The 15662-nt window shown below is 47.1% G+C and carries 15 protein-coding genes and 1 pseudogene; 10 read left to right on the forward strand and 6 right to left on the reverse strand.

The genetic code is table 11. The features are described 5' to 3' along the window. Positions 1-131: 131 nt before the first annotated feature. On the reverse strand, positions 132-1505 hold the full coding sequence (locus MKA69_RS09940) for an L-cystine transporter (protein ID WP_055030744.1): 1374 nt from the start codon (positions 1503-1505) through the stop codon (positions 132-134). Between the two features lie 297 nt (positions 1506-1802). On the opposite strand from MKA69_RS09940, the pseudogene msrB reads away from it, so the two are divergent. The 8 genes and pseudogenes from msrB to btuD all read left to right on the forward strand — a co-directional run bounded on the left by msrB (position 1803) and on the right by btuD (position 8710). Further along, a pseudogene (msrB, locus tag MKA69_RS09945) lies at positions 1803-2266 on the forward strand (peptide-methionine (R)-S-oxide reductase MsrB). Between the two features lie 426 nt (positions 2267-2692). Then, the gene (gene cobT, locus MKA69_RS09950; RefSeq protein ID WP_095458771.1) at positions 2693-3718 is read left to right on the forward strand and encodes a nicotinate-nucleotide--dimethylbenzimidazole phosphoribosyltransferase; all 1026 of its coding nucleotides are present in this window, start codon (positions 2693-2695) and stop codon (positions 3716-3718) included. Further along, positions 3718-4503, forward strand: a complete 786-nt coding sequence (locus MKA69_RS09955; RefSeq protein WP_000718967.1) for an adenosylcobinamide-GDP ribazoletransferase — start codon at positions 3718-3720, stop codon at positions 4501-4503. The genes cobT and MKA69_RS09955 overlap by 1 nt, the downstream gene beginning before the upstream one ends. A gap of 8 nt (positions 4504-4511) precedes the next feature. Beyond that, the gene (gene cobU, locus MKA69_RS09960) at positions 4512-5051 is read left to right on the forward strand and encodes a bifunctional adenosylcobinamide kinase/adenosylcobinamide-phosphate guanylyltransferase (RefSeq protein ID WP_055064520.1); all 540 of its coding nucleotides are present in this window, start codon (positions 4512-4514) and stop codon (positions 5049-5051) included. Between the two features lie 7 nt (positions 5052-5058). Beyond that, entirely contained in the window at positions 5059-5655 is a 597-nt protein-coding gene (locus MKA69_RS09965) for a histidine phosphatase family protein (RefSeq protein ID WP_055028581.1), read from the forward strand. A 208-nt stretch (positions 5656-5863) separates the two neighbouring features. Then, positions 5864-6892: a succinylglutamate desuccinylase gene (locus MKA69_RS09970; protein WP_055028580.1), complete on the forward strand. Its 1029-nt coding sequence runs from the start codon at positions 5864-5866 to the stop codon at positions 6890-6892. A gap of 80 nt (positions 6893-6972) precedes the next feature. After that, complete coding sequence (gene btuC, locus MKA69_RS09975; protein ID WP_305847943.1) at positions 6973-7968, forward strand: vitamin B12 ABC transporter permease BtuC; 996 nt, start codon at positions 6973-6975, stop codon at positions 7966-7968. Continuing rightward, positions 7955-8710, forward strand: a complete 756-nt coding sequence (btuD, locus tag MKA69_RS09980; protein WP_305847944.1) for a vitamin B12 ABC transporter ATP-binding protein BtuD — start codon at positions 7955-7957, stop codon at positions 8708-8710. The genes btuC and btuD overlap by 14 nt, the downstream gene beginning before the upstream one ends. A gap of 381 nt (positions 8711-9091) precedes the next feature. On the opposite strand, the gene MKA69_RS09985 is transcribed toward btuD, so the two are convergent. From MKA69_RS09985 to MKA69_RS10005, 5 genes are all read right to left on the reverse strand, one after another. After that, on the reverse strand, positions 9092-9667 hold the full coding sequence (locus MKA69_RS09985; protein ID WP_001177589.1) for a nucleoside triphosphate pyrophosphohydrolase family protein: 576 nt from the start codon (positions 9665-9667) through the stop codon (positions 9092-9094). A 167-nt stretch (positions 9668-9834) separates the two neighbouring features. Next, positions 9835-10185, reverse strand: a complete 351-nt coding sequence (locus MKA69_RS09990; RefSeq protein ID WP_009372864.1) for a DUF2750 domain-containing protein — start codon at positions 10183-10185, stop codon at positions 9835-9837. A 92-nt stretch (positions 10186-10277) separates the two neighbouring features. Continuing rightward, entirely contained in the window at positions 10278-11888 is a 1611-nt protein-coding gene (locus MKA69_RS09995; protein WP_000915506.1) for a methyl-accepting chemotaxis protein, read from the reverse strand. 242 nt (positions 11889-12130) lie between these two features. Further along, positions 12131-12643 (reverse strand): glycine cleavage system protein R, encoded by a 513-nt coding sequence (locus MKA69_RS10000; protein ID WP_305847945.1) that lies wholly within the window; start codon positions 12641-12643, stop codon positions 12131-12133. A gap of 202 nt (positions 12644-12845) precedes the next feature. After that, a complete protein-coding gene (locus tag MKA69_RS10005) occupies positions 12846-13742 on the reverse strand; it encodes a DUF3943 domain-containing protein (protein ID WP_055027170.1) in 897 nt (298 codons plus the stop codon). 174 nt (positions 13743-13916) lie between these two features. On the opposite strand from MKA69_RS10005, the gene MKA69_RS10010 reads away from it, so the two are divergent. Next, positions 13917-15155, forward strand: coding sequence for a CinA family nicotinamide mononucleotide deamidase-related protein (locus tag MKA69_RS10010; RefSeq protein ID WP_170937958.1), 1239 nt, complete (start codon positions 13917-13919; stop codon positions 15153-15155). Between the two features lie 249 nt (positions 15156-15404). Further along, positions 15405-15659, forward strand: a complete 255-nt coding sequence (locus MKA69_RS10015; protein ID WP_000486264.1) for a hypothetical protein — start codon at positions 15405-15407, stop codon at positions 15657-15659. Positions 15660-15662 lie beyond the last annotated feature (3 nt).

Here is a 15662-nt window from a genome sequence, read left to right on the forward strand (position 1 = left end):
GCTGAAAGTTGCCATTATTAGACCATCCTGACCCTGACATAGCAATTGCTGCTCTTACGCTATCTTGTTATTTGTTCAGCCTTTCAACAAAAAAGCCGATGCAGGGCATCGGCTTGCAAAAGAGTCACAGGTTAGGCTTGTTGAGTTTGCGGCTCGGCTTCTTCGGTGGTGTGTTTGAGCAGGCGACTCGTCATGGTACCTGCTGTCATCGAGCCGGATACGTTAAGTGCCGTACGCGCCATATCAATCAGCGGTTCGATAGAAATGAGCAGAGCAACAATGGTCACTGGCAACCCCATTGCAGGCAGCACAATCAGCGCGGCGAAGGTTGCACCGCCGCCCACACCCGCAATACCAAATGAGCTGATGGTGATCATCGCAACCAAGGACACGATAAAGTGGATGTCCAACGGGTTAATGCCAACCGTTGGGGCAACCATTACCGCTAGCATGGCAGGATAAATACCCGCACAGCCGTTTTGACCAATAGTGGCACCGAATGACGCAGAGAGGTTCGCAATCGCAGGCGGCACATTCAATTTGGTGATTTGTGCTTCCACATTGAGTGGAATGGTGGCTGCCGAACTGCGTGACGTAAAGGCAAAAGTCAGCACTGGCCAGATGTTCTTAAAGTAAGTGGTTGGATTGACGCCCACCACAGCAACCAGCAGACCATGTACCACGAACATGAGGGCAATCGCGACATAAGAGGCGACGATGAAACCCAGTAAGCTCAGAATATCGGTAGCACTTGACGTAGCAACCACTTTCGCCATCAGCGCCGCAATGCCGTAAGGCGTCAGCGCCATGATCATTTTGACAAGGCGCATCACAATCGCTTGTGCGGCTTCAACAAAAGTACGGATAGGAGTTGCTAATTCTTGCTTATCCGCCATCACTTTACGTGCGGCAACGCCTGTCAGTACGCCAAAGATCACTACCGCGATGATCGAGGTCGAGCGCGCACCGGTTAAATCCGCAAACGGATTGGTTGGAATAAAGCTGACTAACAGTTGTGGAATGGTGAGGTCAGCAACGCTGGAAGCGCGGCTTTCCAATACGGCAATACGTGCGGTTTCGCGAGCACCTTCTACTAAACCTTCTGCCGTTAAACCAAAGGCTTGAGTGATCAAGATGCCGATCAGCGCTGAAATCGCGGTGGTGACAAGCAAAATACCAATTGTTAGACCAGAAATTTTGCCCAGTGAGCCGTTTTTATCCAGTCGTACGACGGCTGAAATCATCGAAACCAGCACCAGTGGCATGATGACCATTTTCAGCAAACCGACATAGCCATTACCAACAATACCAACCCAAGAAAGGGTTTCTTGAATTGCAGGATGTGCTTCACCGAGCACGACTTGCAGTGCTAAACCAAAGGCACTGCCAAGAACTAAGCCAAACAAAACCTGACGAGAAAGGGTGGCGGCTTTTTTCTGTAGCCCAAACAGATAGAGTAATAGACCAGCGAAAATCACCAGCGCTGCAAGGGTAACCACTGACATAATCAAATCCTTAAAAGGGGGAAGGAAAGTCATCACGGCTCATAAAATCAAGGCGTGTGTTCTTCCTAAATGAGAACGATTTTCTTGGGAATATAGCGATCGTCATCACGAAAATAAACTGTGAAAAAATCATGTTTTATAACTAATGGTTATCAAAAACAGAGAGTTGATTAATCTAACCTCAGTTTGCGGGAGTTTTAGACACATTCACGACATTTCGTCACTTTCCATTCAGAAAATGAAATAAGACGATGTCATCATCGGTCTGCTTAATGGTACAAAACAAAGGAGACCATTATGTTGAATTGGCAACAAGTGTTGGATTTTGCCAACCAAGGCAATCCAGAACCAGAACGTGAAGTGATTCGCAGTGATGCCGAATGGCGTGACATGCTGAATGGCGTGACATGCTGAATGAGCAACAATATTACGTGATGCGTCAACATGGCACAGAGAGAGCCTTTTCTAATGCGATGTGTGAGCTGTTTGAACCTGGTTTGTACCAGTGTGCCGGATGCCAAACCTTGTTATTTGATTCGGCAACCAAATTTGACTCAGGCACGGGGTGGCCGTCGTTTTCGCAACCCGTGAAAGTTAATGCCATCTCGTATCACATGGATCACAGCTTAGCGCGCGCTAGAGTGGAGGTACGCTGTAACACTTGTGCGTCGCATTTAGGGCATGTATTTCCTGATGGCCCACCTCCGAGTGGGTTACGCTATTGCATCAATTCGATTGCCGTTAATAAGCTGAACGCTTGATTTGTGCTCATCAGGTCTGCTTTCGGCAGACCTGATCTTTTCAATGTCATCATGAGCAAGCGGCTCTGATGCTGAGGCAATATTACGTCAGTGCAAATGGCACGCGCTTGCCTTTCTTACTGGCGGGTTTGTGGGGTTTTGATTTCGGTGATCTTTGGTTTGTAATCATGGTACCGCTCCTTGTGGTGTCTCTAGGTCGAGACAAGGTTCAAACAGGAAAACCAAACTTAAGCATCAAACAAGAAAGCACTATTCATACCAAGAGTATAGAACACGCTGTTTCAAATGGTTATAAAAAGAAAAATGTCAGTACGTTGACTTTGCGGCACGTTAGGCAAAATACGTGAAGGTTTTTGCTTTGTTGCTCAGAGCGAGTAGACTGTGCCGATTCTCTCTCATGCCTGAAAAAGATGTAAGGATGCCTGCATGTTAGACCGCTCATTCAGCGCTCAAATCCAACAACGAATCGATCAAAAAACCAAACCACTTGGCGCTCTGGGACAGCTTGAGCGCATTGCGCATCATTTGGCGCTAATTCAAAGCCAAGCGCAACCTTACCCTGTGACTGAGCTTGAAATTCGTCAACCTACCGTGTTGGTGTTTGCTGCGGATCACGGTATTGCCGCACAAGGTGTCAGTATTGCTCCAAGTGCCGTCACCGAACAGATGGTGAGAAATTTTCTTGCCGGTGGCGCTGCGATTAATTGCTTCTGTCGCACCGAACAGGCGGCACTGCGTGTGGTGGATTGCGGTATTTTGCGTGCACAAGCGGCTCACCCCAGTTTGATCGAACAGCGTCTTGGTGCTGGTACACACAATTTTGCTGAACAAGCCGCGATGTCTGCGGAGCAAGTCAAATCCGGTATTGAACTGGGGCAAGCGTTGATTCATCGCGAAGTGGAGTCGGGCTGTAATCTGCTGATGTTTGGTGAGATGGGGATCGGCAATACCAGTAGTGCTGCCGCTCTTTTGGCTGCGCTGTCAGGACTGCCGATTGAAGTCTGTGTTGGTCGTGGAACCGGGATTAGTGATGAACAGTTCCAACGCAAAATGGAGCTGGTTACACAAGGGGTTGAACGCTGTTTAGGCGCAGCACCACAAGAGGCATTAAAGCACGTTGGTGGCTTTGAAATTGTGCAAATGGTTGGTGCTTTCCTTGGTGCGTATCAAAAGCAAACCCCCGTTTTAGTTGACGGTTTCATTGTGACTGTGGCGGCTTACATTGCGACCTTGATTGAGCCGAATGTGCGTGACTACTTGTTGTTTGCTCACCGTTCACAAGAAGTGGGACACCGCGCCGTATTAGAGATATTAGGGGCGGATCCGCTGCTCGATTTAGGCTTACGCTTAGGCGAAGGAACCGGAGCGGTATTGGCACTGGGAATCGTACGTGCGTCAGTGGAGTTTTATAATCGTATGGCCAGTTTTGCCGATGCTGGAGTCACTGTGTAATGGCTGCGATTTTACGTTATCAACTCGAACTTTTTCTGTTGGCATTGAGTTTTTTCTCACGCATTCCTGTGCCGGTAAAGTTGCCTTATAGCAGTGAGCGAATGAATCAGGCTGGGCGCTATTTTGCTTTAGTGGGTTTAGTGCTTGGGGCGATTTGTGCATTGGTGTATTCGTTAGCCACTCAACTGTTTTCCACCAACATCAGTGTGTTTTTGACCATAGTGCTCAGCTTGTTGTTGACGGGGGCCTTTCACGAAGATGGTTTAGCGGATATGGCCGATGGCATCGGTGGCGGTATGACCGCTGAACGCCGTCTAGAGATCATGAAAGATAGCCGGATCGGCACCTATGGTGCCAGTGCTTTGATGATGACTCTGCTAGGGAAATATTTGCTACTCACCGAGTTAGCGGATCTTACGTCACTGGTGCCAGTTTGGTTATTGGCTTATACCTTGAGTCGCGCGGTGGCGGCCTCATTGATCCACAATACGCCTTATGTTTCGGATCCCGACAGCAGCAAAAGCAAGCCGCTTGCGCAACAACAGTCTGGGACGGATTTAGCCATCTTGGGGTTGACTGCATTGACCACGTTGGTGTGTTTTTCATGGCAATTGATTGGGGTGATGATCGCGGTCAGTTTGATTTTCCGGCAAGTTTTCCGCCAATGGTTGATGAAGCGATTGGGCGGTTTCACGGGGGATTGCCTTGGTGGGGCGCAGCAGTTAATGGAGCTGATGATTTATTTGATTTTACTGGCCTTCTTACAGCATGAGCTGATGATTTAGGAGGCGAGGTGAGCGTACATTTGATTTTGGGCGGAGCTCGTAGCGGTAAATCGAGTTATGCCGAACAGTTAGCGCGGCAAACGGCGCAGTCTCAAACGGCTAGATTGCACTATGTTGCCACCGCCACCGCTTTGGATGATGAAATGCGTGCGCGTATTGCACATCACCAAGCAAGGCGAACGACAGACTGGACTGAACATGAAGTTCCCTTAGCGTTGGCGGATTATTTGTCTCGTTTTCAGCGCCACGATGTGGTGTTGGTGGACTGTCTGACCCTCTGGTTGAATAATCAGCTGTTTGAGCATGAACAATCCCTGTCTTCCACTCTGATTGATCAATTGATTGAGCAGTTGCTGGTGACATTAACTCAGACCCAAGCTCAGATTTTTTTAGTGAGCAACGAAGTGGGAATGGGGGTGGTGCCTATGGGGGAACTGACGCGATTTTTTGTGGATCATGCGGGTTGGATGAACCAAAAAATCGCGGCATTAGCCGACTCTGTCACCTTTGTGGTTGCAGGATTACCCCAACGCTTAAAAGGTGAGTGATGTGTGCATGGCCAGAATTTACTTATTGAGACACGGTAAAACGCAAGGCCCTGCTGCGCTCAACGGGATTACGGATGTCGCGGTGGATGCCGATGTGCAGCAAGCCATCGCGAGCCGATTACTTGACCGATCTTTTACGCGTGTTATTAGTTCACCTTTACGCCGTTGCGCCGATTTGGCACAACGCATCCAGCATGCGCGCCCCGATGTGATTTTGGATTACGACGCCAATCTACAAGAGATGAATTTTGGACTGTTTGATGGACAATCTTTCTCGAATTTGGAGCAAGAATGGCCGTTGCTGGATGCTTTTTGGAAAGATCCAGCCCATAACACCTTGCCGCAAGCAGAGTCATTAGCATCGGCCTATCAACGAGTGACTCAAGCATGGCAGCAGTGGCTACCTCAGATGGAGGGGGACACGTTGGTGATCTGTCATGCAGGAACCATCCGACTGATTTTGGCACATATACTCGGTGTGGATTGGCGCAACCCTGATTGGTATAGCCGTTTAAGTATTCCGTATCAGTCGATATCTGAGCTAACGCTGTATCGTGATGAGCCTTATTTCGTGAGCGTGAACAGCATCGGAAATGTGCTGTGACACGTTGGATTAAGTGAATTGAATATAGAGCATCTCATTGAATTGATGCTAGAATCTGCGGCTGTATCGTTGCCATCTGGCTGGGTATGAGAAGAAAACACCTCTATTTTGCTGCAGAGATAAAGTGGGTGGCCATAAGTGCGATCGTCTTGGCATAAATCCGTCGTACAATTTCTTAACATACCGCTGTGCAATAAAGGAGTAGCGCATGACGAAGTCTTTCTTCCGCCAATCTTTTCTTTTCGACAGCTTAGACCTTGACCATGCTATGGTTGCTCAATCTGTGCGTACGGCACAAGGGGTGACTGTGAAACTGCATCAACGTGGAGTCTTGGAAGTCATCCCCGCGCAACGAGATGTGACTACTCAAAATGTGGTGATCTCTTGTGGTATCCATGGTGATGAAACCGCGCCCATGGAGCTGATGGACAAATGGATTGATGATATTCTCAGTGGCTTTCAGGAGTTGACCGAACGCTGCTTATTTATTGTTGCTCATCCTCAAGCAACCCAGCAGCACACGCGTTTTATCGAACAGAATTTGAACCGCTTATTTGATGATAAGCCGCACACTCCTAGTGTAGAGCTTGCGATTGCCGATCATCTTAAAGCGCTGCTTAAACAGTTTTTTGCGAATACAGAAGAGAGCACCCGTTGGCACTTAGATCTGCACTGTGCGATTCGTGGCTCTAAACACTACTCCTTTGCGGTAAGTCCTAAATCACGCCACCCTGTGCGTAGCCGCAGTTTGATGCAATTTATCGAGCAAGCCCATATTGAAGCCGTGATGTTGTCGAATGCGCCTTCCAGTACGTTTAGTTGGTATTCGGCCGAGCATTATGCTGCGCAGGCCTTGACCTTAGAGCTCGGTCAGGTTGCGCGTCTGGGCGAAAATAAATTAGATCGTTTAGTCGCTTTTGATTTGGCCATTCGTGATCTTATTGCTCGCCATAAGCCTGAGCATTTGCCCCGTAAGCCGGCGATGTATCGAGTGAGTCGAACAATTGTTCGTTTACACGATGATTTTGACTTCCGTTTTAATGATGATGTGGAAAATTTCACCGCTTTTATGCATGGCGAAGTGTTTGGGCATGACGGCGATAAGCCCTTAATGGCGAAGAATGAAGGGGAAGCGATTGTGTTCCCCAATCGTAAGGTCGCTATCGGTCAACGAGCAGCGTTAATGGTGTGTAAAGTGAATACGCGCTATGAAGATGACCAATTGGTGTACGACTGATCGCGCCTCAGCATGAACTCCTTTCTATTTAAATGGCTTAACGGTAAGGTTAGGCCATTCTTTTTGCTATGAACGATAAGATGGATTTTCATCGACTGCTTCAACACAAACAAAAGCGTTGGCGACAGAGTGGCTTCTGGCTGCTTGCGCTTTTTCTCTGCATCGGGGTGATTTATTTACTGGTCGGAGAGGTCTGGTTGTCACCGTTTTCTACTTGGTCTTCGCTTGAGCAACAGTTGGTGTGGGAACTTCGCTTACCAAGGTTACTGGCTGCGGCGGTGATTGGTGCTTCTTTAGCGGTTGCGGGAGCGACCTTGCAAGTGCTGCTCGGTAACGTGCTTGCTGAACCCGGCGTGGTTGGTGTTTCCGGCGGTGCAAGTGTGGCGATGGTCATCTTGCTGCTGTTTTTCCCAAGCTTAAATTCACCGATAGCATTCATGATTGCCGCGGTATTGGGTGCGCTGCTGTTTACTTTGCTCTTAGTCATGATGGCTCGCAAGTTGCGGTTAACGACGGCAAGGCTATTGCTAGTAGGAGTCGCATTAGGCATTTTGTCTGGAGCCGTAGTGACATGGGCTTTCTATTTCAGTGATGATCTAGGATTACGTCAATTGATGTACTGGCTGATGGGCAGCGTTGCGGGAGTGAGCTGGTATCAACACGTATTATCTTTTATGGCGATCCCTGTGGTGATTTGGCTTGCACTGCAAGGTGGCCTTCTCGATAAACTGATGCTTGGTGAAGGGCATGCTAAGCAGTTGGGTGTTGATATTCATCGTGTGCGTTGGCGTTTAATCCTCGCGATTGCCTTACTGGTCGGTGCTTCGGTTGCTTTAGGCGGAGTGATTGGTTTTGTAGGGTTAGTGGTTCCCCATTTACTGCGCTTAACGCTCGGCTCTGAAAACCGAATGTTGTTGCCAATGTCGGCACTGTGTGGGGCGTTGTTACTGGTGAGTGCGGATTTCATTGCCCGTTTGGCGTTGGGCAGCGGTGAGTTACCACTGGGCGTAGTGACAACAACGCTAGGTGCGCCAATATTTATCTGGATGTTGGTGAGAAACCATGATTCGTGTTAACAGTTTACAAGTGGACTCACGTTTACTACCTCTTTCTTTGCAAGCAAACGCTGGCGAAGTGTGGCATGTGATTGGCCCCAATGGTTGTGGCAAAAGTACGTTTCTTGCCGCCTTAGCTGGGATGATCCCTTTCTCAGGTACTGTACAGATTGGCGAACTGGACGTGAGCGAGGCAAGCTTGCTTGAACTCGCGCGCCATCGCGCCTATCTGGCGCAAAATGATAAACCCAGTTTTCAGCTGCAAGTCTTCCAATATTTGGCACTGTCTGTTCCTGCAGGCGTTACGCTAGAACGCTCGGAAGTGGCGAGTGAAATTGACCAGATCAGTCGTTTACTTAATATTAACGATAAATTACACCGTTCGATTCACCAACTTTCTGGTGGTGAGTGGCAGCGTGTACGTTTAGCCGGTAGTTGCCTACAAGTCTCACCAGTATTGAATCCTTCCGCCCGGCTACTGATTTTGGATGAACCCGCGGCTCCACTCGATATCGCTCAAGAAAGTTTACTGTATCGCTTGATTGAACGAATGGCTGGGCAGGGGTTAACCGTAATCATGGCCAACCATGATCTCAATCGAACCCTGCGTCATGCTGATCAGGTTTTGCTGCTGAATAATGGTGTGCTCTGCAGTGCCGGTCGAGCGGAAGACGTGCTGAATCAAGATGCTTTAACGGCGGTTTTTGGTACATCGATTCGCCGAGTTCAACTGGAGGGCCAGTACCATCTTCTTTTCGACTAATCCTATGACACGACTCCTAGTATTGCAGATGTGACTGACCAATCGTGGCGCAGTGAGCACTGTTTTGGCGCAAACGTATCTGTCTCAGATGCTTTCTTTTTTGGTTTTTTTATTATTTTTCAATGAATTAAATTGTCGATGAAAAGGTGGGATAGGCTGGCACACTATTCGCAATAGTAGATTTGATACATTCTCGTTCTTGTTAGGCTCATATTCTTTGGCAGATCCTTTCGGATAAGGGTATTGAGCTTCTACTGAACTGATTGGCCCCCAATCAGACGCGGTGTGCCACCTTAGTGACTAAGGTGGCTTTTTTTTACTTCACGTTTTGTTGGCACATAGTGTATCGCTGGCGTGCAGTGAAGTACCAATACCGCTGGTTTATTGAGTCAATGCAGCGAGATTGGCTGGACGGTAATAAACGGATTTAAGCACTTTTCCCTGACGGATGGTTTTCGATTCTGCGATAAAATCTTCAGCACATTTGGCAATAATGTATTCACCTTGATGAACCGCCATCAGCTTAATGCCTTGTTCAGCATAGAATTTTTCTGTATCTAAATACTCTTGTTCATTGCGGCATACTTTACTCATATTTGAGCTATGCACTTCATCCCAGCAAGGAATGAAAGCAATGTTTAAATTGTCCGCTACATGCAGCAGCAGATCGATGAGGTAGCTGATCGATAGGTTATCTTCTACTTTCGCTTGTCCCAAATGCACTAAGCGTCCCATGAGAACGTACACAGTATCGACAATTGCATCGGCTTGTTCGGTTTTGCTGTCGGCTTGGGCAAGCTCGGTTAATTCTTCAATGGCCAACGAGGTATGTAAGGTATCAGCTTGCACATTTAACGTTTGCGGAGCGGCGACGGGTAAATCGAAGGTTTGGCGAAATTCGCTGATGTCACGGTATAAGTGGTCAAAGATTTCTTGTGTCAGCTTGGTTAATTGCATGCTTGCATTCCGGATGGTGTTAACAGTGGGGGCAAGTGTAACAAAGCTTGTGAGGTGGAGCTACGGCAGTGCGAGGATTGGTGGCTCAAGAAAAACAAAAAGGCGCAATTATGCGCCTTATCGGTAGAAATAACCGAAATACCTATCAACCTACATAGGGAATAGGTTTACAGGTAGAGTTTGGCCAGTTGTGATGGCTCTAATTCTTTACCTTCAAGACCCGCGTTCCAGTTTGGTCCTACTAGAACACCGTCTTCATCCAGTGTAATCAACCAATCTTCAACAAATACGTCGAAAGGAATTTCAACAACTTCAAAGTCAGCCCACTCTTCAACGTTATGAATTTGTGCATCTTCTTTTGATGACCAGAAAGGCATCACTTCACTTTCTGCAAATTCAGTTGATTCACAAGAGAGCCAACCTTCTTCATTACGTAAACCCCAAACGAGTTGGTTTTCTTGGGTTTCTTCAATAAACAGCGCTAAATTCGCGTCGATATCTGCCGTTAATTTGCTCATTTTGTTCTCTCGCAGTAGATAATGCCGTAAGGGTAGCACTTTCATTGAAGAATGCCCATGACGATCTCTGTCTGCTCATAAAAAGAGTGAGATCACAGTTTAAAGGCCGTTAGTTTTTGGTCGAGTTGGCGCGACAAATCGGCTAATTTTTCACTCTCTTCTGCCAGATACGTTGCTGCTTGCGACATTTCCAGTGCCGCATCATTAATTCCGCTTACGTTGCGATTCATCTCTTCAGCAACAGCACTTTGTTCCTCGGCGGCCGTAGCGATTTGTGTTGCTTTATCACTCACATGTTGAATGTGGTTCACTATCAACGAGAGGTCACTACCGGCATTTTCCGCCGTGGAGACACTGTGCGCGGCTAAATCTTGGCTCTTTTGCATCGCACTGGCCGTGCTGACGGCGAGTTGTTGTAACCGATTAATCATAGTTTGTATTTCGTCAGTGGAGTGATGTGTGCGGCTGGCTAAATTACGCACTTCATCGGCCACCACCGCAAAGCCACGACCTTGATCGCCTGCCCGTGCTGCTTCAATCGCCGCGTTTAGGGCGAGTAGATTGGTTTGCTCCGAAATGCCACTAATGACCGCAGTGACTTCGCTAATCTGCATAACCCCTTCTTTGAGCTTATTCACTTGGTCAGTTGCAATGCCCAATTCCACCGATAAAGCACGAATGCTATCGACACTGGAATGAACATCTTTATCGCCTAAGTTGGCTTCTTTGCTGGCATCAAGAGTATCATGCGCAGTGTCTTCTGCATGTCCAGCGACATCCGCTACTGTTGCTGTCATCTCGTTCATTGCGGTAGCGAGTTGGTTGAGTTGATCGCGTTGAGATACCACCGCTTGGCTAGTCTCCTCCGCTGAAGAGGCAATACGGATGGCTGCTTCAGCAACCGAAGATGCCGATTGTACGGATTCCACTAGGGCTACTCGTACTGAGGAAATACTGTCGTTAATGCGTTGGGCAACAATGCCAAGCTCATCGGTCCCCATGACAGGGATCTGTGCGGTGAGATCTCCTTGCGCCACTTTTTTCATCACGTCTTTAATCACATCAAGTGGGTGTACAACCGCTTTACTGATGACCACTCCGAGTCCCACCATAATCAAGGTGACGACTAAAGTAGCTAATCCCATTTTGAGAAACTGTTGATAGACGGCTTGTTGGATATCATCGAGCAGCATACCCGAGCCTAAAATCCATCCCCAAGGTGCAAAACCATTAACGTAAGACAGTTTTTCAGCAGGACTGCCTTGCTGGTTTTTCCATGGATAAATAAGAGAACCCTGTTGACCATTCCGCGCTAAATCCACCATAGAAAACCAGAATTGTCCTTCAGTATCTTGACCTGGATTCCCCATTTGTTTGCCAACTAAATCTTGGCGGATCGGGTGCACAATCGTATAGCGGGATTCATCGATGACAAACATGTAATTGTTGCCATCAAATCGCAGTGCGTTAATCAGGGCTTTGGCTTGTTCTTGGGCTTGCTCTTTCGGCAGCATTTGATTGAGATAAGCCACTTGAGAGAGTGTGCTTTGAATAACGGCCTTTAAGCGCGCTTCTCGTTCTGCAATCAAATTTCCTTGTAGTGCATTGGCGGAGATAAAGAGTAGACTCAAAAATCCAACAATACCGACGATAACAATAGCGGCCAGTTTATAACTGACCTTGATATTCTCTAGCTTCAACATGACGTTACCACCTAACTGAGCGCTGTGATGATCGGTTATCTTATTCGGCTAAATTATTATTTGTCTGAGTTGGCCGATAAGATCTAATAAAAGGATGGATGACAACCGATGATTTGCCAGTTGGCTAAGTTTATTTTGTTAAGTGGCTCAACTATCTGGTGAGAATTAGTGTAATAACTCAAGAGGAAGAGGGGAGTTAAACTCCCCCCTCGTTATGCTAGAAATGATGGTGTGGTCTTGGACTAGGCTTCAAGTGTCACGCGGGTATCTTCACTTAGCGCTTCAAGCTCATTCACGACGTCATCAACGTCAATATTGACAGGCAAGCGCATGGTGACATTGGCAGTAAAGAGACTTGAACTGATGCCACCTCCCCCGGCAATAAATACGCGTTGGCAGTCCATATCGAGGATACTGATCCCTTGGCCATCCAAAAGATGAGTGATTTCATTGACTATGCCAGCTCGGTCATTGGCATCAAGCCGAATTTGGTAAACCGTATCACTTTTATGGACGTGAGGATCGGAATCCGTAATTTCGACGAGTAGCTCTGGGTACGTTTGGAAAGCCTGCTTGACCGTTGCCGCGTTTTCTTCAGGTAGTTCAATTTTGATCACCGCCGCAACGCTGTCCTCAATAAAGTTGACCTTACTGATGAGCCACTTACCACGGTTTTCGTGAGTGACTGCGGCCAGTTGTTTAATGGTGGATGGGGTTGCTTTTCCGACAAAGTTAACAATGAAAGTCGCGTTCATGTTGGCCTCCTCATAAGGAATTAGCTTTGTGCTCTCTTTGAGTGTAGGAGCTTAATAAGCTTGAGAATTGACATGAGTCAATTTTTGAGCAGGCAGTAACAGTGAAGAGGCAATAATCCTACTTATGCCACACATTTCTCTGGGTTTGTTTCTTAGCGAACGGAAAAGAATCAGGCTATCGAAAGATAGCCTGATTGAGAGATTAGAAGGTGATTTTCAGGTTTACGCCGTAGTATTGAGAGTCATACGGAACGCCCGCATCCAACGCATATTTTGCCGCGTCAGGGTTATTGCTCCATGGGCTGGTTTGGAAAGAGACATCCGCAGATCCACCCCATGCGCTGCTTACCCAACCATGCACATGACCGATAGGGTTGAGGAAGAACAAGGTTACTCCACCCACGGTATCTGAACCCATCACTTCGCCACCATTGGCGACAATGTTTTGTTCTGCTTCAAACATCAGTTCGCCGACCACTGCCCCGAAGAATGGCGTGATGAAAATGTCTTGCCATGAAGGCACTTCTGCGAAAGATTCGACGCCGTATTCCCAGAAAAAGGTCGACATGGTTGCCGAGTATAGGAAGGACTCAAACTCGTTAAAACCGGCATGACGTGCGGCAGTGTAATAAACACCACCGAAGTAGGGATGCATAATGTAATTGAGAAAATGTTCGTCACGATCCCATGTTGGGCCGGCAGTGACGTTATCTTTCCATTTTTTGCCAAGTCCGCTGAGGTTGCGATCTTCGGCATCCCATTTTGTAATCGATTCAGGGAGTAAAGTCATCAAACCGGCGGTCATAACACTCAGACCTAAGATGGTATAGGTTTGGCCTTTTAGGTAATCCCAATCGCGAGTGTCTTGCACCATTAAATATTTGGGGAGTGGCTCGTCGAGTTTGAGTGACGATGCGCTGTTCAGACTCAAAGAAAAAGGATCACTGAGCGATTGGGTATAATAATTGCTTGAATAGCAGCCGGTCTGCTCACAGCCTGCTTGATAGGCAAAATCAGATTGTAAGTTCACATCTTGTTGTGCGTTTACGCAGGCAGAAAATGTCAACAACATCATGGTGGTGATGTTTTTCTTGAGCACAGATGTCTCCATTAATAGGTAATTAATCGATCAGGGTCACAATTATCCATAAAACGACCAACAAGAAAACTGCTAATTAAAAGTAGTTTGAAATTGCGTAATGGATACAACGTTCTTTTCTATTGGCTTATTGTAAGCCAATATAGCAACAGCATTAACATCAGGATGGCAAATATGTTGAAAATAGCAATGCTTAGTACCGGCGAAGAAGTTTTGCATGGTGATATTGTGGACTCTAACGCAGCTTGGCTTGCGCGCGAGTTTTATCAGCATGGCTTTTCGCTGTCTAAACGTTCGACCGTTGGAGATAGCCAACCTGCACTTGTTGAAGAGTTGATGATGCTGAGCTTTAACTCTGATGTTGTGATCGTCAATGGAGGATTAGGGCCAACTAGCGATGATATGACCGCGGAAGCCGCAGCTCAGGCTGCCGAACAACCGTTGGTTATGAATGCCCATTGGTTGAGTCAACTTGAGGCCTTTTTTGCTGGACGCGGTCGAGCCATGCCTGATAGTAATCGTAAGCAAGCGATGTTGCCCGCGAATGCCGAATTGATTGATAACCCAGTGGGTACCGCTTGTGGCTTTAAAATGCAGATCAACGATTGTTGGTTCTACTTTACCCCAGGGGTTCCCAAAGAGTTTTACAAAATGGTCTGCGAGCAGATCTTGCCGGATTTACAACGGCAATTTCCTTCCGTATTAGGGCAGCAATGCAGCCGCTTGTATACCTTTGGTACTTCGGAATCTTCGATTTCAGATAAATTGGATAAAATGCATTTACCAGAAGGGTATACCTTAGGTTACCGTTCATATTTGCCATTTATCGAGGTTAAGCTGTTTGGTCCTGAGCAAGATGATGAACGCCGTTTGAGTTTGCTGAAAATCATTCATGCGCATTTGGAACAATATGTCGTTAGTATTGATGAACCCATGCTAGCGTATCTTGGCCATATGATGACGGAAAAAGGTCTTTCGTTGGCATTTGCGGAACAAGTGACCCAAGGTTGGCTATCAAGCTGGCTATTGGGCGAGCCGCAAATCGAAGCTTTAGCAGGACCATCTTGGATTTTGAGCCACAAAGTTTCCTCAGAGCTAGCTCAACAAGATCCGCTTGCCGCTGCCTTCGCATTGGCTGGTGCCACCAAAGATAAATGTGGCACTCAAATGGCCTTGGTGACGGGGGCGCTGAAGGATGAGCAAGTCTCGGTTGCGCTTTCAACCCCCAATGGTGAATGGGGGCAAACGGTAAAGTTTGTGCGTCGTTTTTCGGTACAAGAACAAAAAGAGTGGATCGCGACACTGGCTGCAGACATGCTTTTACGTTATCTCACAGGGCGGCCGATGTTTGTCGGTTACAGTGCCGTTGAACGAATTAAAGAGATGTATCTACCGAAAAGTGCGCTAAATTAAAAATCAAAACCTTAGGATAATATCTTGATTTTTATGTATTTTTATATAGTTCTCCGTTCGGCGTTAACTGAATGAATCGACTACTTATTCTGCTTGTTGATGGTTTAGCTTTCGTTATGCGTATTTTGTCTAATCAATAAGCGAATGATTTATTTAGAGAGCGTGATTTGTCTCAAAAGAGAGGCTTTAAACGCCGTTTTGAATCTGTACACTGACCTCTCCCCCGAAAAGTGGCGGCAGGAGGCTGACATGTTTCAACATTCGAAAATCTTGGTTTGGTATAGAATCGCCAGTCAAAAAGTGGTTTTAGGAGAAGCACATAGCGACGGAACTGAGGATGTGGTTTCGCTATGGTTACATGCTCCAACTCAGTTTGATCATGCCAGTAATCAAGGTTATTGGTTATCTCTGTTTGATGATGGTGGACGCGAAATCGGTAATAAATGGGTATCGATGAGAACCGCAGATGCGATTTTGTGTGGTGTCAATAGAGCCAGAGCGTAAGCT

Origin of the sequence: Vibrio sp. AH4, assembly GCF_030710545.1 — a bacterium.
GTDB classification, from domain to species: domain Bacteria; phylum Pseudomonadota; class Gammaproteobacteria; order Enterobacterales; family Vibrionaceae; genus Vibrio; species Vibrio metoecus.

What these genes read in the sequence shown, in the direction of transcription:
- MKA69_RS10015 (WP_000486264.1), top strand. Translation starts at nt 15,405, where the DNA reads ATGTTTCAACATTCGAAAATCTTGGTTTGGTATAGAATCGCCAGTCAA.
- MKA69_RS09940 (WP_055030744.1), bottom strand. Translation starts at nt 1,505, where the DNA reads ATGTCAGTGGTTACCCTTGCAGCGCTGGTGATTTTCGCTGGTCTATTA.
- MKA69_RS09955 (WP_000718967.1), top strand. Translation starts at nt 3,718, where the DNA reads ATGGCTGCGATTTTACGTTATCAACTCGAACTTTTTCTGTTGGCATTG.
- btuD (WP_305847944.1), top strand. Translation starts at nt 7,955, where the DNA reads ATGATTCGTGTTAACAGTTTACAAGTGGACTCACGTTTACTACCTCTT.
- cobT (WP_095458771.1), top strand. Translation starts at nt 2,693, where the DNA reads ATGTTAGACCGCTCATTCAGCGCTCAAATCCAACAACGAATCGATCAA.
- MKA69_RS09990 (WP_009372864.1), bottom strand. Translation starts at nt 10,185, where the DNA reads ATGAGCAAATTAACGGCAGATATCGACGCGAATTTAGCGCTGTTTATT.
- MKA69_RS10010 (WP_170937958.1), top strand. Translation starts at nt 13,917, where the DNA reads ATGTTGAAAATAGCAATGCTTAGTACCGGCGAAGAAGTTTTGCATGGT.
- MKA69_RS10000 (WP_305847945.1), bottom strand. Translation starts at nt 12,643, where the DNA reads ATGAACGCGACTTTCATTGTTAACTTTGTCGGAAAAGCAACCCCATCC.
- MKA69_RS09985 (WP_001177589.1), bottom strand. Translation starts at nt 9,667, where the DNA reads ATGCAATTAACCAAGCTGACACAAGAAATCTTTGACCACTTATACCGT.
- MKA69_RS09970 (WP_055028580.1), top strand. Translation starts at nt 5,864, where the DNA reads ATGACGAAGTCTTTCTTCCGCCAATCTTTTCTTTTCGACAGCTTAGAC.
- btuC (WP_305847943.1), top strand. Translation starts at nt 6,973, where the DNA reads ATGGATTTTCATCGACTGCTTCAACACAAACAAAAGCGTTGGCGACAG.
- MKA69_RS09995 (WP_000915506.1), bottom strand. Translation starts at nt 11,888, where the DNA reads ATGTTGAAGCTAGAGAATATCAAGGTCAGTTATAAACTGGCCGCTATT.
- MKA69_RS09965 (WP_055028581.1), top strand. Translation starts at nt 5,059, where the DNA reads ATGGCCAGAATTTACTTATTGAGACACGGTAAAACGCAAGGCCCTGCT.